24 protein-coding genes and 1 pseudogene are annotated in these 24,207 nt (G+C 69.4%); 10 read left to right on the forward strand and 15 right to left on the reverse strand.

Features of this window, described 5'->3' with window-relative positions; genetic code table 11:
* Window positions 1-485 precede the first annotated feature (485 nt).
* A complete protein-coding gene (locus QK288_RS12445; protein ID WP_281264624.1) occupies window positions 486-1,235 on the forward strand; it encodes a hypothetical protein in 750 nt (249 codons plus the stop codon).
* Between the two features lie 229 nt (window positions 1,236-1,464).
* Here QK288_RS12445 and QK288_RS12450 read toward each other — a convergent pair whose 3' ends face one another.
* Window positions 1,465-2,535 carry a glycosyltransferase family 1 protein gene (locus QK288_RS12450; RefSeq protein WP_281267582.1) on the reverse strand — a complete coding sequence of 357 codons (1,071 nt, stop codon included), beginning with the start codon at window positions 2,533-2,535 and terminating at the stop codon, window positions 1,465-1,467.
* Window positions 2,536-2,540: 5 nt separating this feature from the next.
* Window positions 2,541-3,497 (reverse strand): alpha/beta hydrolase, encoded by a 957-nt coding sequence (locus QK288_RS12455; protein ID WP_281264625.1) that lies wholly within the window; start codon window positions 3,495-3,497, stop codon window positions 2,541-2,543.
* Between the two features lie 111 nt (window positions 3,498-3,608).
* Here QK288_RS12455 and treS point away from each other — a divergent pair, with 111 nt between their 5' ends.
* Both treS and QK288_RS12465 read left to right on the forward strand, forming a co-directional pair.
* The gene (gene treS, locus QK288_RS12460; protein WP_281264626.1) at window positions 3,609-5,321 is read left to right on the forward strand and encodes a maltose alpha-D-glucosyltransferase; all 1,713 of its coding nucleotides are present in this window, start codon (window positions 3,609-3,611) and stop codon (window positions 5,319-5,321) included.
* A 91-nt stretch (window positions 5,322-5,412) separates the two neighbouring features.
* The gene (locus QK288_RS12465) at window positions 5,413-6,159 is read left to right on the forward strand and encodes a 3'-5' exonuclease (protein WP_281264627.1); all 747 of its coding nucleotides are present in this window, start codon (window positions 5,413-5,415) and stop codon (window positions 6,157-6,159) included.
* 171 nt (window positions 6,160-6,330) lie between these two features.
* Here QK288_RS12465 and QK288_RS12470 read toward each other — a convergent pair whose 3' ends face one another.
* From QK288_RS12470 to glgA, 5 genes are all read right to left on the reverse strand, one after another.
* Window positions 6,331-6,579: a type B 50S ribosomal protein L31 gene (locus QK288_RS12470; RefSeq protein ID WP_071300737.1), complete on the reverse strand. Its 249-nt coding sequence runs from the start codon at window positions 6,577-6,579 to the stop codon at window positions 6,331-6,333.
* A 111-nt stretch (window positions 6,580-6,690) separates the two neighbouring features.
* Window positions 6,691-7,473, reverse strand: a complete 783-nt coding sequence (locus QK288_RS12475) for an ABC transporter ATP-binding protein (protein WP_281264628.1) — start codon at window positions 7,471-7,473, stop codon at window positions 6,691-6,693.
* Between the two features lie 50 nt (window positions 7,474-7,523).
* On the reverse strand, window positions 7,524-8,012 hold the full coding sequence (locus QK288_RS12480; protein ID WP_281264629.1) for an SRPBCC domain-containing protein: 489 nt from the start codon (window positions 8,010-8,012) through the stop codon (window positions 7,524-7,526).
* Window positions 8,013-8,043: 31 nt separating this feature from the next.
* A complete protein-coding gene (locus QK288_RS12485) occupies window positions 8,044-8,409 on the reverse strand; it encodes a helix-turn-helix domain-containing protein (RefSeq protein WP_281264630.1) in 366 nt (121 codons plus the stop codon).
* A gap of 113 nt (window positions 8,410-8,522) precedes the next feature.
* The gene (gene glgA, locus QK288_RS12490) at window positions 8,523-9,719 is read right to left on the reverse strand and encodes a glycogen synthase (RefSeq protein WP_281264631.1); all 1,197 of its coding nucleotides are present in this window, start codon (window positions 9,717-9,719) and stop codon (window positions 8,523-8,525) included.
* A 47-nt stretch (window positions 9,720-9,766) separates the two neighbouring features.
* Between glgA and QK288_RS12495 the strand changes: the two genes are divergently transcribed.
* Both QK288_RS12495 and serB read left to right on the forward strand, forming a co-directional pair.
* A complete protein-coding gene (locus QK288_RS12495; protein ID WP_281264632.1) occupies window positions 9,767-11,008 on the forward strand; it encodes a glucose-1-phosphate adenylyltransferase in 1,242 nt (413 codons plus the stop codon).
* A 104-nt stretch (window positions 11,009-11,112) separates the two neighbouring features.
* Window positions 11,113-11,751, forward strand: coding sequence for a phosphoserine phosphatase SerB (serB, locus tag QK288_RS12500; RefSeq protein WP_281264633.1), 639 nt, complete (start codon window positions 11,113-11,115; stop codon window positions 11,749-11,751).
* A gap of 30 nt (window positions 11,752-11,781) precedes the next feature.
* On the opposite strand, the gene fabG is transcribed toward serB, so the two are convergent.
* Entirely contained in the window at window positions 11,782-12,495 is a 714-nt protein-coding gene (gene fabG / locus QK288_RS12505) for a 3-oxoacyl-ACP reductase FabG (RefSeq protein WP_281264634.1), read from the reverse strand.
* Window positions 12,496-12,670: 175 nt separating this feature from the next.
* Between fabG and QK288_RS12510 the strand changes: the two genes are divergently transcribed.
* The 3 genes and pseudogenes from QK288_RS12510 (at window position 12,671) to QK288_RS12520 (ending at window position 14,402) form a co-directional block, all read left to right on the forward strand.
* Window positions 12,671-13,117, forward strand: a complete 447-nt coding sequence (locus tag QK288_RS12510; protein ID WP_281264635.1) for a DUF3099 domain-containing protein — start codon at window positions 12,671-12,673, stop codon at window positions 13,115-13,117.
* Window positions 13,117-13,323: pseudogene (locus QK288_RS12515) on the forward strand (hypothetical protein); the annotation flags it as partial. The gene QK288_RS12510 and the pseudogene QK288_RS12515, both read left to right, overlap by 1 nt.
* Before the next feature lie 104 nt (window positions 13,324-13,427).
* Window positions 13,428-14,402 (forward strand): SURF1 family protein, encoded by a 975-nt coding sequence (locus tag QK288_RS12520; RefSeq protein ID WP_281264636.1) that lies wholly within the window; start codon window positions 13,428-13,430, stop codon window positions 14,400-14,402.
* 188 nt (window positions 14,403-14,590) lie between these two features.
* Here QK288_RS12520 and QK288_RS12525 read toward each other — a convergent pair whose 3' ends face one another.
* Complete coding sequence (locus QK288_RS12525) at window positions 14,591-16,189, reverse strand: ABC-F family ATP-binding cassette domain-containing protein (protein WP_281264637.1); 1,599 nt, start codon at window positions 16,187-16,189, stop codon at window positions 14,591-14,593.
* A 115-nt stretch (window positions 16,190-16,304) separates the two neighbouring features.
* Between QK288_RS12525 and QK288_RS12530 the strand changes: the two genes are divergently transcribed.
* Complete coding sequence (locus QK288_RS12530) at window positions 16,305-16,904, forward strand: biotin transporter BioY (RefSeq protein ID WP_281264638.1); 600 nt, start codon at window positions 16,305-16,307, stop codon at window positions 16,902-16,904.
* Between the two features lie 294 nt (window positions 16,905-17,198).
* Here QK288_RS12530 and QK288_RS12535 read toward each other — a convergent pair whose 3' ends face one another.
* From QK288_RS12535 to sufB, 5 genes are read right to left on the reverse strand one after another with little or no spacing between them, the layout of a single operon-like run.
* Window positions 17,199-17,528, reverse strand: a complete 330-nt coding sequence (locus tag QK288_RS12535) for a metal-sulfur cluster assembly factor (RefSeq protein ID WP_071300728.1) — start codon at window positions 17,526-17,528, stop codon at window positions 17,199-17,201.
* Window positions 17,529-17,530: 2 nt separating this feature from the next.
* The gene (gene sufC / locus QK288_RS12540) at window positions 17,531-18,304 is read right to left on the reverse strand and encodes a Fe-S cluster assembly ATPase SufC (RefSeq protein WP_281264639.1); all 774 of its coding nucleotides are present in this window, start codon (window positions 18,302-18,304) and stop codon (window positions 17,531-17,533) included.
* 58 nt (window positions 18,305-18,362) lie between these two features.
* On the reverse strand, window positions 18,363-18,689 hold the full coding sequence (locus tag QK288_RS12545; protein WP_281264640.1) for a non-heme iron oxygenase ferredoxin subunit: 327 nt from the start codon (window positions 18,687-18,689) through the stop codon (window positions 18,363-18,365).
* On the reverse strand, window positions 18,689-19,951 hold the full coding sequence (gene sufD / locus QK288_RS12550; RefSeq protein ID WP_281264641.1) for a Fe-S cluster assembly protein SufD: 1,263 nt from the start codon (window positions 19,949-19,951) through the stop codon (window positions 18,689-18,691). The genes QK288_RS12545 and sufD overlap by 1 nt, the downstream gene beginning before the upstream one ends.
* Window positions 19,952-21,370, reverse strand: coding sequence for a Fe-S cluster assembly protein SufB (gene sufB, locus QK288_RS12555; protein WP_281264642.1), 1,419 nt, complete (start codon window positions 21,368-21,370; stop codon window positions 19,952-19,954).
* Window positions 21,371-21,617: 247 nt separating this feature from the next.
* On the opposite strand from sufB, the gene QK288_RS12560 reads away from it, so the two are divergent.
* Window positions 21,618-22,589, forward strand: coding sequence for a COX15/CtaA family protein (locus QK288_RS12560; protein WP_281264643.1), 972 nt, complete (start codon window positions 21,618-21,620; stop codon window positions 22,587-22,589).
* A 385-nt stretch (window positions 22,590-22,974) separates the two neighbouring features.
* On the opposite strand, the gene QK288_RS12565 is transcribed toward QK288_RS12560, so the two are convergent.
* Window positions 22,975-23,898, reverse strand: a complete 924-nt coding sequence (locus QK288_RS12565) for a heme o synthase (RefSeq protein ID WP_281264644.1) — start codon at window positions 23,896-23,898, stop codon at window positions 22,975-22,977.
* Window positions 23,899-24,207 lie beyond the last annotated feature (309 nt).

Below are 24,207 nucleotides of genomic sequence, written 5' to 3' on the forward strand. Positions count from 1 at the left end.
CGTCCGTTCGCGCCGGTCACGTGCAGTACGGGCTCGTCTCGTAGTCGCGCGGGTAGGGCGAGGCCCCACAAGGCCGCAGCGGTGGTGTGACTGAACCACTGGTTCGCACCGAGCAGCGGCCTGAACGCACGGGCCCGCAGCTCGACGGTGTCGAGCGGAACGACCCGCGGTACGCGGAGCGAGCGAGTGGGACGGACGAGGTCCCGCCCACGCATCCGCGACCGCGAGACACCTCGACGGCGCCCCTCGATGACGGTGAACGAGGTGTTCCTGAGGAGCAGTGGAAGCGGACGAGCGAACACGGCACCACCCTCCCGAACACCGCGCATCCTCGCTGCCCAATGTGCGGATCCGTGGAGGCATCACGGCAACCTCGCCCTGTGGAGGACGTTGCCCGATCGTTGTCTCCGCGCGCGGCACTGCTCCCGCGCGCGGACTAGCATCCTGTTCACTCGATGGCCCGAGCACGCGTGTGAGGGGATGACATGACGACCGAGGGACCGGGCCCGACCGGCCGACACCGCGACCGGTTCGGGGACGACGACGACCTCGGTCGCGCCTTCGGTACGGACACGTCCTCCGTGCCCGTGCGCACGACACCGCAACGCGTCCGCGCGTGGTCCCTGCTCCTGGCCGGGGTGGTCGTCGTGGCCGCGGTCATCATCGTCGTGCTCTCGATGATCATCGGCAGTGTCCAGACCGGCGTCGGCGGGATCTTCCCCCGACCGGACGCCAGCCTCCAGCGCTTCACGAAGGACGCCGGCGCGCTCGACGGTGTGATCTCGACCGACGCCACGAAGCCGACGAAGACGTCCTTCGCCAGCTACGACGTCACGGCGACGGTCACCGCGTCCACGGAGCTGTCACCGGACCAGCGCACAGCGCTCATCGACCAGCTGAGCGGGGCCGTGGCGGACGCGAGTAGCAACGGCGTGCACGTGTACGCGATCGCGGACCTGGGCGATGTGGACGTCGGGATCTCGCCGTCGAAGGCACGCACCGACGAGCGGCTCCGGCTCGCCCGTGCGATCCGGCAGGTCGCCGGCGTACAGCAGGTCAGGTGTGTGTGGGCGGCCGCGAGCGAGGGACGAGCCGACACGCCCGCCGGTCAGTCCGTCGAGGTGGAGACGGCTCCGACGGGTGTCGACGTCCCGGCGGTCCAGGCGCAGGTCACGGATGCCGTGCACCGGGTCTTCCCCGACGCCGCCGTGCAGGTCGTCGCCGCCGAGCAGTGACCCGTGCGTCGCCGAACGCCGGTGCGAAACCGTCGACGGGAGACATCGCCCGATCGAGTGTGCAGAAATGGGGACCTCGGCCGCCCTGAGGTCCCCGTTTCTGCGCACTCGATGACCGGCACGCACAAGACGGACCGGCACGCGCAAGACGGACCGGCACGCGCAAGACGGACCGGCACGCGCAAGACGGACCGGCACGCACACGACGGACCGGCACGCCGCGCACCCCTCAGGCGCCGCGTGCCGCGACCGCCTGTTCGACCGCCCGGACGACCTGCTCGGCGGAGTCCTCCCACCGGAACCGGGCCGCCTGCACGACCGACGCGTCCGAGGCGGAGTCCCACCGAGCCTCCAGTCTGCGCACCGCCGCAGCGACCGCAGAAGGCGACGACGGGTCGAAGTACTCCGCCGCGTCTCCCCCGATCTCGCGGAAGATCGGGATGTCGCTGACGGCCACCGGCGTCCCGACACCCATCGCCTCGACCAACGGGATCCCGAACCCCTCGTCGTACGACGCCGTGACCAGGGCGGTCGCCGACCGGAGCGCGTCGAGGTACTCCTCGTCCGACGCCCCGTCGTGGAAGACGACGGCGTCCGGGCCGGCGAGCGCGGACAGCCGGGCACGGTCGGCAGTGGACACGCGGGACATGCAGTGCAGCGTCCAGTCCGAACCGAGGAGCGGGAGCGCCGCGACGAGCGTCTCGACGTTCTTGTACGGCATGAAGGAGCCCATGTAGACGAGGGTCTTCGTCCGTGGTCCTCCCGCTGGTCGCACCGTGGCCGGGTCTGCTGCGTTGTACGCCATCGTCACCGGGCGCTTCGTCAGTCGGTGCGCCGTGATCAGCGCAGCGGTCGTCGATGACACCGTCACCACCCCGTCCGCTCCGTTCAGCAGGAGGCGCTGCGGCCACCACGACAGGTGGAACGCCCGCCAGCCGAGCCGGATCGGCCACGCGAACTCCCGCGGCGGCGTCCGGTTCCGGTAGTAGATCAGGTCGTGCAGCGTGAGCACGAGCGCGTACCTGCGCCCTCGTGACCCCATCGTCTGCATCGGTGAGAACACCGCGTCGAGTCCGAGTCGGTTCACGTGACGGGCGACGAGCGGCTCACCGGCGTCGGTCGGCGCCGGGATCAGCTCCCACGGCAGACCGCCCGGCAGCGACTCGAGCTGTCGTTCGTCGTTGACGAGCAGCGTGTAGTCGTGGCGCTCCGGGAGGTGCGCGACGACACCGGCCGTGAACCGGCTGATGCCGTCGTGCCGACCGATCCGGACGTACCGGCAGTCGATCCCGACGCGCAGACGGCTCACGATGCGCGCCCGGTGTTCGGCCTGGAGGCCCGGCCCGCCTTGGCAGCGCGCGCGGGCTTCCGGACGGGGTCGGCCATCCGGCGCAGGGTCGCGCTGGCAGCGGCGGCCGGCGTCTCGTAGTGCACCAGGTGCCCGACCTCGGGGATGACGACGAGCTCGGCGTCACGGAGCCGATCGGCGAGCGCACGTTGTTCCGGCACGGCGGTGATGTCGTCACGCTCGGCAGCGATCATGAGCACGGGGACCTCGATGCGGTCGGCGTACTCCGAGACGTCGTGGGTGACCGAGGTGCGGAAGGCCTCGAGCACGCTCGTCCGGTTGGCGAAGGCGGAGAAGTACCGGTCGTGCTGGTCATGCACCCACCGGCGCATCTCTGGGTCCTTCGACTTGAGCATCGCGACGCTCATCGCCCGGACGATCGCGCGGTTCCTGAGGACACCGAGGCCGACCGGTCGGGGCAGTGCTGCACCCGCGCGGTAGTACGCGATCGCGATGCCGGTGCCGACGGCGCGGGGGCCCTGGAGCGCCGGAGCCGCGATCGGGTTCACCAGGACGAGCAGCCGCGTGTCGAGCCCGGCGGCGACCGCTGCGGACACCACGATCGACCCGAACGAGTGCCCGAGCACGACGGCGGTGCGGTCGAGACCGAGCGCCCCGTGGAACCCGCGCAGCCACGACACGTACCCGTCGATGTCGGAGACCGCGAGCGGGTCGGAGATCCCGAAGCCGGGCAGGTCCGGGACGATCACGCGGACCCCGACGAGGTGCGCGGCGATCGACTCGAGCCCGTGGTGGTCGCCACGGAACCCGTGCACGGCGAGCACGGTCTGCGACGCGTCGGCGGGCCCGTACTCCCAGTAGTGGGTGGTGCGGCCGTCGACCTCGACGGCGCGGTGCACGACGGGCGTCGAGGCCATCAGCGACTGGTACGGAGAGAGCACGGGCGGTTGCATCCGCGCCAGTCTACGAAACCGACTCCGGTGCACCCGGGAACACGCTCGGAGCCGTCGGCCTATCGTGTCCGGGGCGGGCGGAGATGCCCGTCGACCACGACGAGGAGCACGGTGACCTTCACAGCCCCGATCCAGCTGCCCGGATTGACGCTCGACCCCCTCTGGTACAAGCGGTCCGTCTTCTACGAGTGCATGATCCGCTCGTTCGTCGATTCGAACGGCGACGGTACCGGGGACCTGCAGGGCCTGATCAGTCGCCTGGACTACCTGCAGTGGCTCGGCGTCGACGCCCTCTGGCTGCCGCCGTTCTTCAAGTCCCCGCTGCGCGACGGCGGCTACGACATCGCGGACTACAAGGCGATCCTGCCGGAGTTCGGCACGCTCGAGGAGTTCCGCGAGCTCGTGACGAAGTCGCACGAGCGGAACATGCGCATCGTCATCGACATGGTGATCAACCACACGTCGGACCAGCACGAGTGGTTCCAGCAGTCCCGGGAGGACCCGGACGGTCCCTACGGCGACTTCTACGTCTGGCGCGACACCGACGAGCACTACGAGAACATCCGCATCATCTTCGTCGACACCGAGGAGTCCAACTGGACGTTCGACCCGGTGCGTCGACAGTTCTTCTTCCACCGGTTCTTCTCGCACCAGCCGGACCTCAACTTCGAGAACCCGGCGGTCGTCGAGGCCGTGTACGACGTCGTCCGGCACTGGCTCGACCTCGGCGTGGACGGCCTGCGGCTCGATGCCATCCCGTACCTCTTCGAGTCGGAAGAGGGCAACGGCGAGGGCGAGCCGGAGACGCACGAGTTCATCAAGAAGCTCCGCGCGATGGTGGACGAGGAGTACCCGGGCCGTGTCCTCATCGCCGAGGCGAACCAGTGGCCCCGCGAGACCGCGGCGTTCTTCGGGACGGACGAGGAGCCCGAGTGCCACATGGCGTTCGACTTCCCGGTGATGCCCCGCATCTTCTACTCGCTCCGCGCCCAGCACGCCAAGGAGCTGTCCGCGATCCTGTCGGAGACGCTCGACGTCCCGGACAGTGCGGCGTGGGGCGTGTTCCTCCGCAACCACGACGAGCTCACCCTCGAGATGGTCAGCGAGGAGTACCGGCAGGCGATGTACGGCTGGTACGGGTACGACCCGCGGATGCGGTCGAACATCGGTATCCGCAGGCGCCTCGCTCCCCTGCTCGACAACTCCCGCGCGGAGCTCGAACTCATCCACGCGCTGCTGTTCTCGCTTCCCGGTTCACCGTTCCTGTACTACGGCGACGAGATCGGGATGGGCGACAACATCTGGCTGCCCGACCGGGACTCGTCCCGCACGCCGATGCAGTGGACGCCGGACCGGAACGCGGGATTCTCCACCGCAGACCCCGGGAAGCTGTTCCTGCCGGTCGTCCAGTCGCTCGTGTACAACTACGCGCAGGTCAACGTCGAGGCACAGCTCGCGCAGTCGCGGTCCCTGCTGCACTGGGTGCGCAACGTCATCCACGTGCGGAAGGCCCACCCGGTGTTCGGCATGGGGTCGATCGCGGTGCAGGAGACCGACAACGAGAGCGTGCTCGCCTTCGTCCGCTCGTGGGAGGGTGCAGGCACCCAGTTCGGTGCTTCGGCCGAGGACGTGCTCTGCGTGTTCTCGTTCGCCGTCAACGCGACGACGGCGACCATCTCGGCGCCCGAGTTCGCGGGTCGCCCGCTCTACGACCTGTTCGGCGGCAGCTCGTTCCCGTCGTTCGACGACGAGGGCAACGTCACGCTGACGCTGGGCACGCAGTCGTTCTACTGGCTGCACGTCGGGGCGGCGCCGACGGCATGAGCAGGGTTTGGCAGTCGTTCACCTGGCTGCACGTCGGGGCCGCGCCGACGGCGTGACCCGGCGTGTCGGTGCGCGCGGTTAGCCTGACACCGTGACGTTCCCCACATCGCAGCTCGACACGCCGGCGGCCCCCCAGGACCTCTCGACACGTCCGTGGTGGCACGCCCTCGGCGTGTTCGACCTCGAGACCACCGGCATCGACGTCGAGACCTCCCGGATCGTCACGGCGCACGTCGGGCTGATCGACATGACCGGGCGCAGCATCGTCGAGGGCTCCTGGCTCGCCGACCCCGGGGTGGAGATCCCCGAGCAGGCGTCGGCCGTGCACGGCATCAGCACCGAGCGTGCCCGGGCCGAGGGGCGTCCCGCGGGAGAGGTCGTCGCCGAGATCGTCGCCGCCATCGAAGCCGTGTTCGCGCGCGGCATCCCGCTCGTGATCTACAACGCCCCGTACGACCTGACACTGCTCGACCGTGAAGCCAAGCGCCACGGCATCGCCTCCCCCGTGATCGGCAACGTCGTCGACCCGCTCGTGATCGACAAGGCGCTCGACACCTACCGCAAGGGCAAGCGCACGCTCGAAGCCGCCGCCGAGCTGTACGGCGTCACCCTCTCCGACGCGCACGACGCCGGCGCGGACGCGATCGCTGCCGGCCGTGTCGCGCAGGCCATCGCGACGAAGTACCCGGACGACCTCACCGTCTCCGCCGAAGAGCTCCACCGCAAGCAGGTCGGCTGGTGCGCCGAGCAGGCCGCGTCGTTCCAGGACTACATGCGGAAGAAGCGTGACCCGTCCTTCACCGCCGACGGCCGCTGGCCCCACCGCACCGCCGACTGACGCCTGACCTGCCGCAAGCCCCCACCCCGATCGCGCCCGGCTGTGAACATCGCGCCCCGTCACGACGGGGCGCGATGTTCATGCGCGGGCGCCACGAGCGCGTTTGGCCTGGGTAACGCGAAACGGGCGGCTCTCCCGAGGAGAGCCGCCCGTTGCGAGCGCGCAGGCGTCTTACTTGCTGAAGCCCTTGAAGCGCTGGTTGAACTTCTCGACGCGACCGGCCGAGTCGAGGATGCGCTGCTTGCCCGTGTAGAACGGGTGCGACGCGGACGAGATCTCGACGTCGATGACCGGGTAGGTGGCACCGTCGAGCTCGATGGTCTTGTCGCTGTTCGCGGTCGAACGCGTCAGGAACGTCTCACCGGAAGCCAGGTCACGGAAGACGATGGCGCGGTACTCGGGGTGGATGTCGGTCTTCATGGAGATTCCTCGGATAGCAGTGTGTGTTGAGATGCGCAGAACCGCGCGGGAAGTCGTTGGCCTACGCCAGCCGTCTACGTTACCAGACAGCAGGGCCGATGTGGAGCAGGGCTAGGCTGCGCGCGCCGAGAACCGGCCGGAGTCCTTCGACACGGTGAGCCCGATGCCGAACGCCTCGGTCAGGGTGGCGTCGGTCAGGACCTCGTCGATCGGCCCCGCCGCCTGGACGTGCCCGTCGGCCAGGATCAGCGCGTGGGTGAAGCCCTCGGGGATCTCCTCGACGTGGTGCGTCACGATGACGATCGCCGGCGAGTCGCCGCTCTTCGCGTACCCGCCGAGCGTACGCACGAGACTCTCGCGCGCGCCGAGGTCGAGCGACGCGGCCGGCTCGTCGAGGAACAGGATCTCGGGGTCGGTCATGACCGCACGGGCGATCTGGACGCGCTTCTGCTCGCCGTCGCTCAGCTCGCCGAAGGTGCGGTCGGTGAACGCGCCGAGGCCCCACTCGTCGAGCACGCGCTGCGCACGGCGGACGTCGAGCTCCTCGTACTCCTCGTTCCAGCGACCCGTGACCGAGTAGGCAGCGGTCAGTACGACGTCGATGACCTTCTCGGTGACCGGGATGCGACGCGCGAGGGCCGTCGACGCGAACCCGATCCGGGGCCGCAGGTCGAACAGGTCGGCACCGCCCAGTTCGGTCCCGAGCACCTCGACCTCTCCAGAGGTCGGGAAGCTCTGGGCACCCGCGACCTGCAGCAGCGTGGTCTTGCCGGCACCGTTCGCACCGAGCACGACCCACCGCTCGTCGTCCTGCACCTCCCACGAGACACCGTCGAGGATGGTGGCCCCGTTCCGGACCACGGACACGTCAGACAAGCGCACAACCGAGGGCATGTGATCACCCTACGGCAGCCGACCACCCGAAACGGGGCACACGCCGAGCGTCACTCCGCCAGGATCGACTCGATCTGTCCGAGCGCCTCCAGCATGCCCTCACGCATGCCCATCTCGAGCAACTGCTCGAGCTGCTCCGCCGTGGCGAAGTGCGCCGTGTTCGTCATCCTGGTGCGACCACCGAGGTCCTCGAGCGTGACCTCCATGGTCGTGATCGGCATCGACGTGTCCGGCTGCCCCGACTCGTCCGCGAACCCGTCCTCGAGCGTGATGGAGTGCGGTTCGTCCACGGCGACGATCGTCCAGTAGCCGGCCGCCTTCGTGCCGTCCGGGCCGGTCATGAAGTAGTCGCTGCGTGACCCGGGCTCCAGCGAGTGCCTGACGAACGTGGCCGGCCACGACGGCGGTCCCCACCACCGTTCGAGTTGCCTGGGGTCCGCCCAGATCTGCCAGACGCGCTCGACCGGCGCGTCGAACTCGGCGGTGAAGGTCATGGTCAGGGCGTCGACGTCGTGCGTCGCGTCGATGGTGGTGCTCATCTTCCGGTCCCCTCGGGGTCGGTGGGCTCCGTCACGGAGCGGTGTGCGGCCGATCGGCGGGGCCCTCGTCGGTGAGGAGCTCCGTGATCCGGTCGACCCGGTGCCGCCAGAGGTCCTCGTAGGACCGCAGCAGACGATCGGCGCGTCGGACGCCGCCGATCTCGCTCGTGACGATCTGCTCGCGCCCTCGCCGCTCCTTGCGGACGAGTTCGGCACGTTCGAGCACCGCGACGTGCTTCTGCACGGCCGCGAAGCTCATCGCGTACCCGGATGCGAGCGAGGACACCGACTGCTCACGCACGATGACGCGCCGGACGATGTCCCGGCGCGTCGCGTCCGCGAGGGCCGCGAACACGCGGTCCACCGCCTCGGCGTCCATCTCATCACGTACAACCATCAGGTTGTACGTTACGCCCCCCGCGCCCCGCGCGCAACGGACTGGAGGCTCGGGGTGACGTCCGTCAGGAACGTCACCCCGAGCCTCCAGTCCGGTTCAGGGCCGTGGTGCGGTCAGCGCACCGCCAGGACCTGGTCGTACACGGCGCGCGTGCGCGTCGCGATCGCGTCCCAGGTGAACTCGGTCTCGACGCGGAGCCGACCCGCGCGACCCATCAGCTTCGCGAGCCCGATGTCGGACAGGACCTCGTTGAGGGCGGCCGCGAGGTCGGCGACGTACTTGTCGGGGTCGGTCGGCGTGCCGGTGCCGTCGGTGGCCTGGTCGATCGGCACGATGCGGCCGGTCAGCCCGTCGGCGACGACCTCCGGGATGCCACCGGTGCCGGTGCCGACGACGGGGATCCCGCACGCCATGGCCTCGAGGTTCACGATGCCGAGCGGTTCGTAGATCGACGGGCACACGAAGACGGTGCCGGCGGACAGGACCTTGACGATCTCCTCGTGCGCGAGCATCCGGTCGATCCAGACGACGCCGTCGCGGTGTTCCCGGAGGTCCTCGACGAGTCCGGTGACCTCGGCCATGATCTCCGGGGTGTCCGGGGCGCCGGCACAGAGCACGATCTGGACCTCCGGCGGCAGCGACGCGACCGCACGCAGCAGGTACGGCAGGCCCTTCTGGCGGGTGATGCGCCCCACGAAGACGACGCTCGGACGGTCGGGGTCGATGCCGAGGGCTCGCACCGCGTCGTGGTCGACGTCCGGCTTCCACTCGTCGACGTCGATGCCGTTGTAGACGACGTGGACCTTCGCCGGGTCGATCGACGGGTACGAGCGCAGGATGTCCGCACGCATCGCCTTCGACACCGCGACCACCGCGTCCGCCTGCTCGAACGACTCGCGCTCCATCCAGCTGGACAGCCGGTAGCCGCCGCCGAGCTGTTCGGCCTTCCACGGCCGGAGCGGTTCGAGGCTGTGCGCCGTGACGACGTGCGGGATGCCGTGGGTGAGCTGCGCCAGACGTCCGGCGGCGTTCGCGTACCAGGTGTGCGAGTGCACGAGGTCGGCACCCTCGACGTCCGCCGCCATCTGGACGTCGGTACCGAGGGCCTGGAGCGCGCCGTTCGCGTTCTCGAGCCCCGCTGGTGTCCGGTAGGCCCAGACGCCCTCTTCGTCGCGGAACGCGCCGAAGGCACGCACTCGCACGTCGGTGTCCGTTCCCGACCGCAACGCTGCGGTGAGCTCGGCCACGTGGACGCCAGCACCGCCGTAGACCTCCGGCGGATACTCCCTGGTCAGCAGATCGACTCGCACTGGTTCAACGTAACCGGTTCCCAGTGCTGACGCCTACTGTGAACGGCATGGCACCAAAGAAGGTCTTCGGCATCGTCCTCGCGGGAGGTGAGGGCAAGCGGCTCATGCCGCTGACGGCCGACCGGGCGAAGCCCGCTGTCCCGTTCGGCGGGAACTTCCGTCTCATCGACTTCGCGCTCTCGAACCTGGTGAACTCCGGGTTGCAGAAGATCGTCGTCCTGACGCAGTACAAGTCCCACAGTCTCGACCGCCACGTCGCGAAGACCTGGCGCATGGAGGGCCTGCTCGGGTCGTACGTCGCGTCGGTCCCGGCGCAGCAGCGTCTCGGCAAGCGGTGGTTCGCCGGATCGGCCGACGCGATCCTGCAGTCGCTCAACCTGCTCCGTGACGAGCGCCCCGACATCGTCGTCGTCGTCGGCGCCGACCACGTGTACCGGATGGACTTCCACCAGATGGTCGAGGCGCACATCGCCTCCGGCCGCAGCGCCACGGTCGCCGCGATCCGCCAGCCGATCGGCCTCGCCGACCAGTTCGGCGTGATCCAGGTGGCCGAGGACGACCCGACGAAGATCGATGCCTTCCTCGAGAAGCCGAAGGACGCCGTCGGCCTCGCGGACTCCCCTCACGAGATCCTCGCCTCGATGGGCAACTACGTCTTCGACGCCGACGCGCTCGTCGACGCCGTGCTGCGCGACGGCCAGCTCGAGTCGTCGGCGCACGACATGGGCGGCGACATCGTGCCGGACTTCGTCGCGCGCGGCGACGCCGGCGTCTACGACCTGAAGGGCAACGAGGTCCCCGGCTCGAACGACCGCGACAAGTACTACTGGCGCGACGTGGGGACGATCGACTCGTTCTTCGACGCGCACATGGACCTCATCGCGCCCGTACCGGTGTTCAACCTGTACAACCAGGACTGGCCGATCTTCAACCAGCAGACCAACCTGCCGCCGGCCAAGTTCGTGCGGGACGCGAACGGCAACACCGGGTCGACGGTCGACTCGATAGTGTCGCTCGGGTGCCTGCTCTCCGGAGCGCAGGTCGAGCGCAGCGTCATCGGTCCGTGGTGCGGGATCGACTCCGGGTCGAAGGTGCTCGACTCGATCGTCTTCGAGCGGGCGTCGATCGGCGCCGGGTCGATCGTGAACCGCTCGATCCTGGACAAGGACGTCGTCCTCGCGCCCGGTGCACAGGTCGGCGTCGATCGAGAGGCCGACCTGGCCAGGGGCTTCACCGTGACCAATTCCGGGATCACCGTTGTGGGCAAGGGCGTCCGCGTCGAGGCATGACGGCACTCGACTCCGGACTCCGCCCATGCGTGGGCAAGGGCGTCCGCGTCGAGGCGTAGCGCCGTCCGACGTCACAGGAGGCGCGGCACCGCTACCGTTGTGGCGTGCCGCGCTTCCTCGTCGTCCTCGATGCCGATTCCACCCTGCTCGAGGACGAGGTCATCGAGCTGCTGGCCGACGCCGCCGGGACCCGGCCACAGGTCGCCGCGATCACGGAGCGCGCCATGCGGGGGGACATCGATTTCGGGGACAGCCTCCGGGAGCGTGTCGCGACCCTTGCGGGCCTTCCGTCCACCGTCTTCACCGACGCCCAGCGCGCGGTCCAGGTGACTCGTGGCGCAGACGAGCTCGTCCGCGGCGTGCACGCCGCAGGCGGCACCGTCGGCGTCGTCTCTGGCGGCTTCCACGAGGTCCTCGACCCGTTCGCCGCCGCGCTCGGCCTCGACCACTGCCAGGCGAACCGGCTCGAGGTCGTCGACGGCCGGCTCACCGGGCGGGTGCTCGGCGACGTCGTGGACGCGCGCGCGAAGGCCGCCGCGCTCCGGACATGGGCCGGGGCGGACGGTGTGCCCCTCGCACGGACCGTGGCGATCGGTGACGGCGCGAACGACCTCGAGATGATGCGGGTCGCGGCGCTGTCCGTGGCGTTCGACGCCAAGCCGCGTGTCCGGGGGTCGGCGGACGTCGCGGTCGTCGACCGGGACCTCTCCCCCGTGCTCGCCGCCCTCGGCCTGCGCGGCTGAGCGCTGCCCGCGCCGGCGCCCGCGTCCGCGCTAGTGGCCCATCCCCAGGCCACCGTCGACCGGGATGACCGCGCCGGAGATGTACCCGGCGCCGTCACCGGCGAGGAAGAGCGTCGCGTCCGCGACGTCGTCGACGCTGCCGTAGCGCGCCGCCGGGATCTGCTTCTTGAACTCGGCCTGCAGTTCCTCCGGCAGCGCTGCCGTCATGTCCGTCTGGATGAACCCGGGCGCGACGACGTTCGCGGTGATGCCACGCGACCCGAGCTCGCGCGTGATCGATCGGGCCATGCCGACGAGGGCCGCCTTGGACGACGCGTAGTTGACCTGGCCGACCTGCCCGTAGGTCCCGACGACGCTGCCCATCAGCACGATCCGGCCGAACTTGGCGCGCATCATGCCCTTGGTGGCCCGCTTCACGACCCGGAAGGTCCCGGTCAGGTTCGTGTCGATGACGCTGGTGAAGTCCTCTTCGGACATGCGCAGCAGGAGCTGGTCGTTCGTGATGCCGGCGTTCGCGACGAGCACCTCGACCGGTCCGAGCTCCGCCTCGACCTGCGTGAACGCGGCGTCCACCGACGCGGTGTCGGTGATGTCGGCCTGCACCGTGAGCGCACCCTCTGGTCCGCCGAGGCCGCTCCGGGACGTGACGGCGACCCGGTGTCCTTCCGCCACGAACCGCTCCGCGAGGGCGAAGCCGATGCTGCGGTTGCCGCCGGTGATGAGGACGGTACGGGGGGTGGTCATGGAGGCTCCGTTCGGTGGCGATCTCGTGCGCTGCGGACCGGGTCTCCCGGCCGACACGCCCGCACGAGCCTACCCGGGCGCACATCGCGCGCGTGATGTGTCCATGTGCGCGTGATGTGTCCATGTGTCGGTGCGCGGGCTTAGGCTTGCCAGAGGGAAGACGGAGACCGAACGCATGAAGACGACGCGACGCATCACGCGACGCACGACGCAGGCCATCACGGCACTGCCGGAGACACCGCAGCGCGACCGGAAACACCGTCTGTCGCGGTACATCTGGCAGATGGCCGTGCGCGTGATCCTCTTCGTCGGCGCGGTCCTCGTCTACACCGTCTGGCACAGCCCGTGGCTCGCGCTCATCCCGATCGTCCTCGCGGCGGTGATCCCCTGGGTCGCCGTGGTCATCGCGAACGCCGGCAGCCACACCGAGTCCGACTACGTCGCTCCGGCTGGCGCGCTCGTCCGTGCCGCTGACATCGACCCGCGCCTCCGCGAACAGCAGGAAGACGCGCGGGCACAGGCCTACCGAGACGAGCAGGACCGCCTGCGCGAAGGTGCCCAGCACGCGCAAGAAGAATGGCAGCGCAACGGCGACCGCTCCCGCGTGTGGGGCCACCGCTGATGGGCGCAACGTTCGACCTCTTCACCGAGCCGGGTTCGACCCCGGTGTGCTCCCGCGCCGGCTGCTCGACCGCCGCCAGCTGGCGGGTGAACTGGCGGAACCCGCGCATCCACGCCATCGACCGCGTGAAGATCTGGGCGGCCTGCGACGAGCACCGTGACTTCCTCGCCGGGTACCTCCGCTCCCGGACGTTCCCGGTCCGGGTCACCGGCATCGACGAAGACGTCGACCAACTCGACGACGCCAAGCACGACGCGCACGACCAGCCGAAGAACGACGTCGGCGAACGGGCGCGCTCGGCGAACGAACGATGACCGACGACTTCGACCCGGGTTCCCGGTACGGCCGCCGCCACGCCGAGAAGCTCCGTCGCGCTGCCGAGCGGGAACGCCGAGCGGCCGTCGACGCCGGCGTGGTGGAACGCGACCCCGACGAGCCCTTCGTCGGCTGGCGGTTCGTCGGGAGCCGCCGCTGGCTCGGGTACTTCGCCATCGCCGTCGCGTTCGCCATCGTCTGTGCGCTGTTCGGCATGTGGCAGTGGGACCGCCGGAACGAGGCCGTCCGCGAGAACCAGCAGATCGCGGCGAACTACGACCACACCCCGGTGCCGGTCGACCAGGCACTCCCCCGGGCCTCGAGCTGGGACGACGACCAGACCTGGCTCCGGGTCGAGGTCACCGGGCGCTACGACACCGACGACCAGCTCCTCGTCCGGAACCGCGTGCACAACGGACAACCCGGCTTCGAGGTCCTCACGCCGCTCGTCACCGCGGACGGCCGCGCCTTCGTCGTCGATCGCGGGTGGGTCCCGACGGGCAACCGGCAGGACGCACCCGACAACATCCCGGCCGCTCCGACCGGGCAGGTCACCGTCGTGGCCCGTCTGCAGCAGAGCGAGCCGCGCATCCCTGGGCGCACCGATCCGGCCCACACCGACCAGGTCCAGTCCGTGACGCTCGCCGACGTGGCGAAGAAGGTCGACGCCCCGATCTGGACGGGTGCCTACGGCCAGCTCGCATCGGAGACCCCGGCGCCGACCGAGGCCCGCCCGCTCGGGTGGGACCGGCCGAGCGCGGACACCGGCCTCCACCTCAGCTACTTCATCCAGTGGTTCATGTTCGCCGCCGGCGGGTTCGGCTTCCTGGCGTACCTGATGGTGCAGGAGTACCGGAACCTCAACCAGGACGACCCGGAAGAGCGCGAGCGTGCCCTCGAGCGGCAGCGGCGCAAGGACGCGAAGCCCAAGTCGGACGCCGACATCGAGGACGAGCTCCTCTCACGCTGACCGCAGCGCGCTGACCGGCCCGAGTGGTCGCGACACCCCGCCGGTCGTTCGCCGAGTGGTCACGGTCTGTCGGTCAGCGCGGCTCGCGTCGACGTTCCTTGCCCACTCGGCGGAGGTGAGCGGGATGTCGTGACCAGTCACGGGAACGAGCCTGGTCGGGTCAACATCCCGCAGTCGCCAGCGAGGCGCTACGCGAGCTCGATGAGCTCCGCGTAGTCCTTGTTCCAGTGGTCCTCGGTGCCGTCGGGCAGCAGGAGCACCCGTTCGGGGTTGAGTGCCTCGACCGCACCGGCGTCGTGCGACACGAGCACCACGGCGCCCTCGTAGCCCGCCAGCGCGCCGAGGATCTCCTCGCGCGACGCCGGGTCCAGGTTGTTCGTCGGCTCGTCGAGGAGCAGCACGTTCGCACCGGAGACCACGATCATCGCGAGCGACAGACGGGTCTTCTCGCCACCGGAGAGTACGCCGGCCTTCTTGTAGCCGTCGTCCCCCGTGAAGAGGAACGACCCGAGGACCCGACGGGCCTCGGTCTCGTTGAGCTCCGTCGACGCCGACACCATGTTCTCGATGACGGTGCGGTTCACGTCGATGTTCTCGTGCTCCTGCGCGTAGTAGCCGATACGCAGACCGTGACCGGGCTGGATCTCGCCCGTGTCGGGCGCGTCGGCGCCGGCGAGGATACGGAGCAGGGTCGTCTTGCCTGCACCGTTGAAACCGAGGATGACGACGCGCGAGCCGCGGTCGATCGCCAGGTCGACGCCCGCGAAGATCTCGAGCGAGCCGTACGACTTCGACAGGCCCTCCGCCATGAGCGGCGTGCGGCCGCATGCGACCGGCGTCGGGAACCGGAGCTTCGCGACCCGGTCGACGGCGCGCTCGTCCTCGAGGCCGGCGAGCAGCTTGTCGGCCCGCGCGACCATCTGGTGCGCCGCGGCCGCCTTCGACGCCTTGGCACCGAAGCGAGCAGCCTGGTCCTTGAGCGTGGCCGCCTTCTTCTCGGCGTTCGCGCGTTCCTTGCGGCGACGTTCCTCGTCGGCGACGCGCTGCCGCTGGTACAGCTTCCAGCCCATGTTGTAGACGTCGATGGTCTGGCGGTTCGCATCGAGGTAGAACACCCGGTTGACGACCTCGTCGACGAGTTCGACGTCGTGGGAGATCACGATGACGCCGCCGGGGTAGGTCTTGAGGTGCTCACGGAGCCAGACGACACTGTCGGCGTCGAGGTGGTTCGTCGGCTCGTCGAGGATCATGGTCTCGGCATCCGAGAACAGGATCCGGGCGAGCTCGATGCGACGACGCTGACCACCCGACAGCGTCTTCAGCTGCTGGTCGAGGATGCGGTCCGGGAGCTTGAGGTTCGACGCGATCGACGCCGCCTCGGCCTCGGCCGCGTACCCGCCGAGCGCGTTGAACTGGTCGTCGAGGCGCGAGTAGCGGCGCATCGCCTTCTCGGCCACGGCCGGGTCGTCGCTGGCCATGTCGAGCGTGGCGAGTCGGATGCCCTCGACGAGTTCGCCGAGACCCCGAGCGTCGAGGATGCGCTTTCGCGCGGTGTCCTCCGGGTTGCCCGAGCGCGGGTCCTGCGGCAGGTAGCCGATCTCGCCGGAGCGCTCGATCTTGCCGTCGGTCGGCGGGGTCTCCCCCGCCAGTGCCTTGGTCATCGTGGTCTTCCCGGCGCCGTTCCGGCCGACGAGACCGATCTTGTCGCCCTTCTCCACGCGGAAGGACACGTTCTCCATCAGGAGGCGGGCCCCGACTCGGATCTCGAGGTCGTGCACGGCAAGCACAGTGGAAGTCCAATCAGTTGGTGGTTTTGCACAACGACGTGCGCATGAGGTGCACCGCTACGCTGACGGGACCGATGGTCCTGAACAGGACCAGCAGTCCATTCTAGGAGAATCCATGACGAACGCCACCGGGTTCGCTCCCCGCGCAGTCCTCGCCGACCGTCTGCGGACGCACGGCCTCGCCACCGACGCCGCGCTCATCGCCGGCGGAACGCTCTTCACCGCGGCGATGGCCCAGGTCGAGGTCCCCATTTGGCCCGTCCCGATCACCGGGCAGACCCTCGCGGTCGTGCTCGTCGGTGCGACCCTCGGTGCCCGCCGCGGAGTGCTCTCGATGCTCGTCTACGCGATCGCCGGGCTCGCCGGCGCGCCGTTCTTCGCGGACATGCAGGGCGGCCTGCACGCGCTGACCCTGCCGAGCTTCGGGTACGTCATCGGGTTCATCCCCGCCGCCGGCGTCATCGGGTGGCTGGCACGCCGCAACTGGGACCGCCACGTGGGGCGCGCCGCGGTGGCGTTCACGCTCGCGAGTGCGATCCCGTTCGTGACGGGGCTCCCGTACCTCGCCGTCGCGCTCGGTGCGCTCGGCCTGCCGAACGACCTGCAGTCCGTCCTCACTGCCGGCCTGTACCCGTTCGTCGTGGGCGGCCTCGTGAAGGCACTCATCGCCGCGGGCATCATCCCCCTCGTGTGGAAGGCCGTCGGCCGCCGCTGACGCTGCTGCACCCGCGCGAAGGGCCCCAGACCGCTGGTCCGGGGCCCTTCGCGTGCGAGTGCGGGTGTGCCGGGACGCGTCTGCGGCGACCGGTCACGACACCCCGACAGCATCCGGCGACCGGCCACGACACCCCGACAGCATCCGGCGACCGGCCACGAACCGTCGGCCGATGGCTACCCAGTCGACGGTTGGCGACCACCCGGCGCACGTGAGCGGTGTGTCGTGACCACACGACAGACGGGAGGCGCGGTGCCAGCTGGCACCGCGCCTCCCGTCTGTGTGTGGTCGCGACTAGATCGAGAAGCCGAGCGCGCGCATCATCTCGCGCCCGTCGTCGGTGATCCGCTCCGGACCCCACGGCGGCATCCAGACCCAGTTGATGCGGAACGCGTCGACGATGCCGTCGAGCGCGTTCGCGGTGTCGCCCTCGATGACGTCGGTCAGAGGGCAGCCCGCGCTCGTCAGCGTCATGCTGATGATCAGCGCGGTCGCCTCGTCGTCCCAGGCGAGGTCGTAGATGAGCCCGAGGTCGACGATGTTGACGCCGAGCTCCGGGTCCTGGACCTCCTTGAGGCCCTCGACGACCTCGTCGAACTTCTCCGGTGCGAGTGCGGTGATCATGGTCAGTGCGCCTCGGCTGCGGCTGCGGCCTGCACGTAGCGGTCGTAGCCCTCGTTCTCGAGCCGGTCCGCGAGTTCGGGGCCGCCCTGCTCGGCGACCTTGCCCGCGACGAACACGTGCACGAAGTCCGGCTTGATGTAGCGCAGGATGCGCGTGTAGTGCGTGATGAGCAGCACGCCGAGGCCCGTGGCGGCCTTCGCGCGGTTGACGCCCTCGGAGACGATCTTCAGCGCGTCGACGTCGAGCCCGGAGTCGGTCTCGTCGAGGACGGCGAACTTCGGCTTGAGGAGCTCCAGCTGCATGATCTCGTGGCGCTTCTTCTCGCCGCCGGAGAAGCCCTCGTTGACGTTGCGCTCGGCGAAGGCCGAGTCCATCTTGAGGTCGGCCATCGACTGACGGAGGTCCTTCACCCAGGTGCGGAGGGCGGGAGCCTCGCCGTCGATCGCGGTCTTGGCGGTGCGGAGGAAGTTCGAGACGGTGACGCCCGGGATCTCCACCGGGTACTGCATCGCGAGGAACATGCCGGCGCGGGCACGCTCGTCGACGCTCATCGCGAGGACGTCCTCGCCGTCGAGGGTGATCGAGCCACCGACGACGTTGTAGCGCGGGTGGCCGGCGATCGTGTAGGCGAGGGTGGACTTGCCCGAGCCGTTCGGCCCCATGATCGCGTGGATCTCGCCCTCGTTGATGGTGAGGTCGACGCCCTTGAGGATCTCCTTGACACCCTGGTCGGTGTCGATCGAGACCTGCAGGTCGCGGATTTCGAGAGTGGACATTGCGTTCCTTCGGTTGCAGCTGGGTCGCGGCGTCAGCCGCGGGGAAGAGTTGGGGTCGCTAGTCGACGGGGACGGGGTCGTGCACGTCGACGTAGACGTCGCCGTCGCGGACCTCGACCCGGAAGACCGGGACGGGCTCGTACGCGGGGAAGTTCTGCGGCTTGCCGGTGGTCAACGAGAAGCGGGACCCGTGCGCCCAGCACTCGAGCGAGTCGCCCTCGACGAAGCCCTCGGCGAGGGAGATGTCCCCGTGCGTGCACGTGTCACCGATGGCGTGCACCGTGCCCGCGGAGTCCTTGACGATCGCCACAGCGGTGCCGTCGACGACGACGCGCATCGGGCTGTCCACCGCGATGTCGCCCTCGGCGCAGACCTTCTCGGCCATCAGGCGTCCGAGCCGTCCGCCTCGGCCGACGGCGCGACGAGCACGGTCCGCCCCTCGGTGAGCTCCTGCTCGACGGCGGCGATGAGGCGTTCCTCGAGCTCGGGGGCCCCGATCTTCTGGATGACCTCGACGAGGAAGCCGAGCACGACGAGTCGGCGTGCTTCTTCTTCCGGGATGCCGCGGGCCTGCAGGTAGAACAGCTGCTCGTCGTCGAACCGACCGGTCGCACTCGCGTGCCCGGCGCCCTGGATGTTGCCCGTCTCGATCTCGAGGTTCGGGATGCTGTCCGCGCGGGTGCCGTCGGTCAGGACGAGGTTGCGGTTCTGCTCGTACGAGTCGGTGTCGTCGCCGGCGCGGCCGATGAGCACGTCGCCGATCCAGACGGTGTGCGCACCCTGACCCTGGAGCGCCCCCTTGTAGTTGACCCGACCGCGCGTGTTCGGCGCGTCGTGGTTCACGTAGACCTGCTGCTCGATGTACTGACCCGCATCAGCGAAGTACACGCCGTACATCTCGGTGTCGGCGCCCTGGGCACCGAGGTGCGTCGACGGGTTGACCCGGACGACGTCGCCGCCGAGCGAGACCACCACGTGCTTGAGGAAGGCGTCGCGGCCGACCTCGGCGAACTGCGTCGACACGTGGACGGTGTCGTCGGCCCAGTCCTGCAGCGACACGACCGTCAGGCGGGCGTTGTCGCCGACGACGATCTCGATGTTCTCGCTGAGGAGCGCCGAACCGCGGTTGTCGATGACGACGATGCCCTGCGCGTTCGGCTCGGCCGTGACGACGGTGTGCGCAGCGCGGGGCTGCGTGCCGAAGTCCGAGCGGGTGATGGTGATCGACTCGTAGGACTCGGTCGCCTTGATCGTCACGGCGAGGACGGCGTCACGCGCGGTCCAGGCAGCGGCCGCCGCCCGGTCCTCCGGGAGGCCCGCCGTGCCGACGCGGGGGTCGTCACTGCGGCCCCACTCCACGTCGGCGCCGTCGGTCTCCGTCGCCAGGAACGGGTACGCGGAGCCGTCGAGCCCACCCGCGAGGAGCGGTGCGAGCTTGTCGAGCGGCGCGAACTTCCAGTTGACCTCTCGGCCGGTGACCGTCGGGAAGTCGTCGATGTCGCCCGACTGCGGGCGCGCCGAACGGGTCTGGACGGGGACCTTGGAGTCCCATCCGCCGTCGGAGTGCGCCTTCGCGCCGTGCTGGACCGTGGCGGACGCAGGCTCGATCGGCTGGTCGATGCGGGGTGTCTGGGTGGGGCTGGACATCTAGCCGACGGATCCTTCCATGCTCATCTCGATGAGCTTGTTGAGTTCGAGTGCGTACTCCATCGGGAGCTCGCGGGCGATCGGCTCGATGAAGCCGCGGACGATCATCGCCATCGCCTCGTCTTCTGCCATGCCGCGGGACATGAGGTAGAACAGCTGCTCTTCGCTCACGCGCGACACCGTCGCCTCGTGCCCGAGCTGGACGTCGTCCACACGGATGTCGATCGCCGGGTACGTGTCCGACCGGCTGATCGTGTCGACGAGGAGCGCGTCGCAGCGGACCGTGTTGGCCGCGTGGTGCGCACTCGGGTCGACCCGGACCTCGCCGCGGTACCCGGCACGGCCGCCGCCACGGGCGATCGACTTCGAGACGATCGAGGACGTCGTGTACGGCGCCATGTGGATCATCTTCGCCCCGGCGTCCTGGTGCTGGCCGGGGCCCGCGAAGGCGACCGAGAGCGTCTCGCCCTTGGCGTGCTCACCGGCGAGGTAGATCGACGGGTACTTCATCGTGACCTTGGATCCGATGTTGCCGTCGATCCACTCCATCGTGGCGCCCTCGTGCGCGATCGCACGCTTGGTGACGAGGTTGTAGACGTTGTTCGACCAGTTCTGGATCGTCGTGTAGCGCACGCGGGCGTTCTTCTTCACGATGATCTCGACGACGGCCGAGTGCAGGGAGTCCGACTTGTAGATCGGGGCGGTGCAGCCCTCGATGTAGTGGACGTAGGAGTCCTCGTCCGCGATGATCAGCGTCCGCTCGAACTGGCCCATGTTCTCGGTGTTGATCCGGAAGTAGGCCTGCAGCGGGATCTCGACGTGGACGCCCTTCGGGACGTAGACGAACGAGCCGCCGGACCACACGGCCGTGTTCAGCGCGGCGAACTTGTTGTCGCCGGCCGGGATCACGGTGCCGAAGTACTCCTCGAAGATCTCGGGGTGCTCGCGGAGGGCCGTGTCGGTGTCCATGAAGATGACACCCTGCTGCTCCAGGTCCTCGCGGATCTGGTGGTAGACCACCTCGGACTCGTACTGCGCGGCGACCCCGGCGACGAGGCGCTGGCGCTCAGCCTCGGGGATGCCGAGCTTCTCGTAGGTGGCGCGGATGTCCTCGGGGAGGTCCTCCCACGACTGCGCCTGCTTCTCCGTGGAGCGCACGAAGTACTTGATGTTGTCGAAGTCGATGCCCGTCAGGTCGGCACCCCACGTCGGCATGGGCTTCCGGCCAAAGAGCTGCAGGCCCTTGAGCCGGTTCTTCAGCATCCACTCGGGCTCGTTCTTGAGGTTCGAGATGTCGGTGACGACCTCTTCCGAGATCCCGCGACGTGCCGAGGCACCGGCGGAGTCGGAGTCGGACCAGCCGAATTCGTACTGGCCGAGCCCTTCGAGTTCTGGACGGTCGATGAGCACGTCGGACATGGTCTCCTCGTTTCCTTCTCGTGGCAGCTTCCGGTTCCAACCGGTCGGCGTCGGGCGCCATTCCATCGCGAACCGCCGACAGGGCGATCACGGTGCTGCTACCTCGCAACGTCATGGTTCCACGCAGTCCTGGGCATGATCGGCGATCTCGGCCCATTCGGAGCCGGCGCCTGCCTAGACTTGACTGCTGCTGAACCCTCGAATCCTACAGGTTCACTGCACGGAACAACAGGAAGGCACCACCCTCGTGACACGCGTCGGATCCCCCGTCGGCCAGGAGACCCGGACCAGGTGGTGGTCCCTCCCCCGCGTCGTCGACCAGCGGGTGGTCGTCCTCGCCTGGGCGTCGTTCGTCGTCGAGGTCGTCCTGATCGGCACGGGTGGGCTCGTCCGCCTCACCGCGTCCGGCCTCGGATGCCCGACCTGGCCCCGATGCACCGCCGACTCGCTCGTGTCGACGCCGGAGATGGGCGTGCACGGGATCATCGAGTTCGGCAACCGTCTGCTGACCTTCGTGCTCGTGGTCGTGGCCATCGCGATGTTCCTCCTGGTCGTCCGGATGCGTCGTACCCGCCCCGAGTTGTTCTGGCTCGCGTTCGCCCAGGGCGCAGCGATCCCCGTGCAGGCGGTCATCGGTGGTCTGAGCGTCCTCACGAACCTGAACCCCTACGTCGTCGGGCTGCACTTCGTCGTGTCGACGCTCCTGACCGCGGTGACGGCCACGCTCGTCTACCGGTCGATGAACGGGCCTCGCACCGCGTCGCGGCTGGTCCCTGGCTGGTACGTCGGCGTCGTCCGGGGCACGATCGCCGCCACCGCCGTCACGGTCCTCATCGGCATCCTGACCACGGGCAGCGGCCCGCACGCCGGCGCGGACGAAGCGGTCGACGGCGGCCGCCTGCACCGCACGGGGCTCGACCCGGCGATCCTGCAGCACGTGCACGCGGTCCCGGCGTACGTCCTCTTCGCGCTGACCCTGGTGCTCGTCGTCGGTGCCGTGCGACTGCACCTCTCCAGCCGGTGGGCGCTCGTCCTGCTCGTCGTGGAGTTCGTGCAGATCGCCGTCGGCCTGACCCAGGCCCGCACCGGGCTGCCGGTCGGGCTGGTCGGCACGCACATGGTCCTCGCTGGCCTGCTCGTCGGTGCCGTCACCGTCGTGACGCTGTCCACGCGGGCATCGGGTGGCCGCCAGGCGGTCCGGGAGCCCCTGCCCCGCTGACCCCCGCCGCACCCGCCACCCGCCACCCGCCACCCGCGAAAGCGACAGTGTCCGCCCGGGATCCGGGCGGACACTGTCGCTTTCGCATCCGGACGCGCACACCCGCGGGGCGCTGCGTCACGTGCCGGGCACGGTCGGACGGGAGGCTCGTGGCGGGCCCGCCACGAGCCTCCCGTCCGACCGCTCCGCCCGTTCCCGCCCACAACGGGCGTGATGGAAAGCAGAAACGCGCGTAGGTGGTCGGAAAATCCGACCACCTACGCGCGTTTCGACTTCCCACGCGGGAAACGGCCGCCCGCGGCGGCACGCCCGCGGCGGCACGCCCGCGGCGGCACGCCCGCGGCGGCACGCCCGCGGCGGCGCGCCAGCCCCAGGGCCGCAGTGCCTAGAAGGTGAAGACCTGCGGGAGCAGGGGGTCGATGCCCACCGCGATAAAGAGCAGCGTCAGGTAGGTGATCGAACTGTGGAAGACCCGCATCGGCTGGACCTGCTCCACGTGCTGGATCGCCCGGTTGTAGAGCTTGTGCGACTCCACGACGAACCAGACACCGCCCGCGAGCGCAACGACCGTGTAGAGCGGCCCCATGTGTGCGACCGGGATGAGCAGCAGCGAGCAGACGAGCGTCGCCCACGCGTACAGCACGACCTGCAGACCGACGACCGTGCGGCCCCGGACGACGGCGAGCATCGGCACGTCGGCGGCGTCGTAGTCGTCGCGGTACTTCATCGACAGCGGCCAGTAGTGCGGCGGCGTCCAGAGGAAGATCACCATGAAGAGGATCACGGGCGCCCAGGTCAGCGACCCCGTGACGGCCGCCCAGCCGATGAGCACGGGCATGCAACCGGCTGATCCGCCCCAGACGATGTTCTGCGGCGTGCGGCGCTTGAGCCACAGCGTGTAGACGAAGACGTAGATCAGGATCGCGGCGACGCTGAGCGCTGCGGCGAGCCAGTTGACCAGGAACCCGAGCACCGCGGTCGATCCGACCGCGAGTACCCACGAGAACACCAGGGCTTCACGATCCGAGAGCTCACCGGTGACGAGCGGCCGCGTGCTGGTCCGCTTCATGAGGCGGTCGATGTCGCGGTCGATGTAGCAGTTGAACGCCGACGCCGACCCGGCCGACATCGCGCCGCCCAGCAGCGTCCAGAAGACCAGCCACAGGTTCGGCACCCCGCGCTCGGCGAGGAACATCGTCGGCGCCGTCGTGACGAGCAGCAGCTCCATCACGCGCGGCTTCGTCAGCGAGACGTACGCTCGGACCTTGCGGGACAGCGTCGAGCGACGCTCGGTGTCGGGCCTGGTCACGGTGGCAGTCGGCAAGGGGACCTCAGTCTGTTCGCTTCAGCTCGCACGCTCGGTGGACGACGCCATCGGCGTCCGGGCATGCGCTGACCCGGAATGTTCACGGGTCATCGACAGTTTACGTGATGGAAGCGCCGCGACGATGCCCCGCTCCCCATCCGGTGGAGAAGTCGACGCGATGCGTCCCGAGACCGCCGCAGAACCGCGGAACAGCAGGCGACACGCCCGGAGCGGCAACACGCGAGGACCGCGTCCATGAACATCGGGGGTCACCTGAACCCCTTCTGAGTGGCGGGTCACTATGCTGGAGAC

The organism is Curtobacterium sp. 9128, assembly GCF_900086645.1.
Taxonomy (GTDB): Bacteria; Actinomycetota; Actinomycetes; order Actinomycetales; family Microbacteriaceae; genus Curtobacterium.

What these genes read in the sequence shown, in the direction of transcription:
- QK288_RS12520 (WP_281264636.1), top strand. Translation starts at nt 13,428, where the DNA reads ATGACCGACGACTTCGACCCGGGTTCCCGGTACGGCCGCCGCCACGCC.
- fabG (WP_281264634.1), bottom strand. Translation starts at nt 12,495, where the DNA reads ATGACCACCCCCCGTACCGTCCTCATCACCGGCGGCAACCGCAGCATC.
- QK288_RS12545 (WP_281264640.1), bottom strand. Translation starts at nt 18,689, where the DNA reads ATGGCCGAGAAGGTCTGCGCCGAGGGCGACATCGCGGTGGACAGCCCG.
- QK288_RS12530 (WP_281264638.1), top strand. Translation starts at nt 16,305, where the DNA reads ATGACGAACGCCACCGGGTTCGCTCCCCGCGCAGTCCTCGCCGACCGT.
- sufB (WP_281264642.1), bottom strand. Translation starts at nt 21,370, where the DNA reads ATGTCCGACGTGCTCATCGACCGTCCAGAACTCGAAGGGCTCGGCCAG.
- QK288_RS12485 (WP_281264630.1), bottom strand. Translation starts at nt 8,409, where the DNA reads ATGGTTGTACGTGATGAGATGGACGCCGAGGCGGTGGACCGCGTGTTC.
- QK288_RS12455 (WP_281264625.1), bottom strand. Translation starts at nt 3,497, where the DNA reads ATGCAACCGCCCGTGCTCTCTCCGTACCAGTCGCTGATGGCCTCGACG.
- QK288_RS12445 (WP_281264624.1), top strand. Translation starts at nt 486, where the DNA reads ATGACGACCGAGGGACCGGGCCCGACCGGCCGACACCGCGACCGGTTC.
- QK288_RS12535 (WP_071300728.1), bottom strand. Translation starts at nt 17,528, where the DNA reads ATGATCACCGCACTCGCACCGGAGAAGTTCGACGAGGTCGTCGAGGGC.
- sufC (WP_281264639.1), bottom strand. Translation starts at nt 18,304, where the DNA reads ATGTCCACTCTCGAAATCCGCGACCTGCAGGTCTCGATCGACACCGAC.
- sufD (WP_281264641.1), bottom strand. Translation starts at nt 19,951, where the DNA reads ATGTCCAGCCCCACCCAGACACCCCGCATCGACCAGCCGATCGAGCCT.
- QK288_RS12470 (WP_071300737.1), bottom strand. Translation starts at nt 6,579, where the DNA reads ATGAAGACCGACATCCACCCCGAGTACCGCGCCATCGTCTTCCGTGAC.
- QK288_RS12480 (WP_281264629.1), bottom strand. Translation starts at nt 8,012, where the DNA reads ATGAGCACCACCATCGACGCGACGCACGACGTCGACGCCCTGACCATG.
- QK288_RS12495 (WP_281264632.1), top strand. Translation starts at nt 9,767, where the DNA reads ATGGCACCAAAGAAGGTCTTCGGCATCGTCCTCGCGGGAGGTGAGGGC.
- QK288_RS12510 (WP_281264635.1), top strand. Translation starts at nt 12,671, where the DNA reads ATGAAGACGACGCGACGCATCACGCGACGCACGACGCAGGCCATCACG.
- QK288_RS12475 (WP_281264628.1), bottom strand. Translation starts at nt 7,473, where the DNA reads ATGCCCTCGGTTGTGCGCTTGTCTGACGTGTCCGTGGTCCGGAACGGG.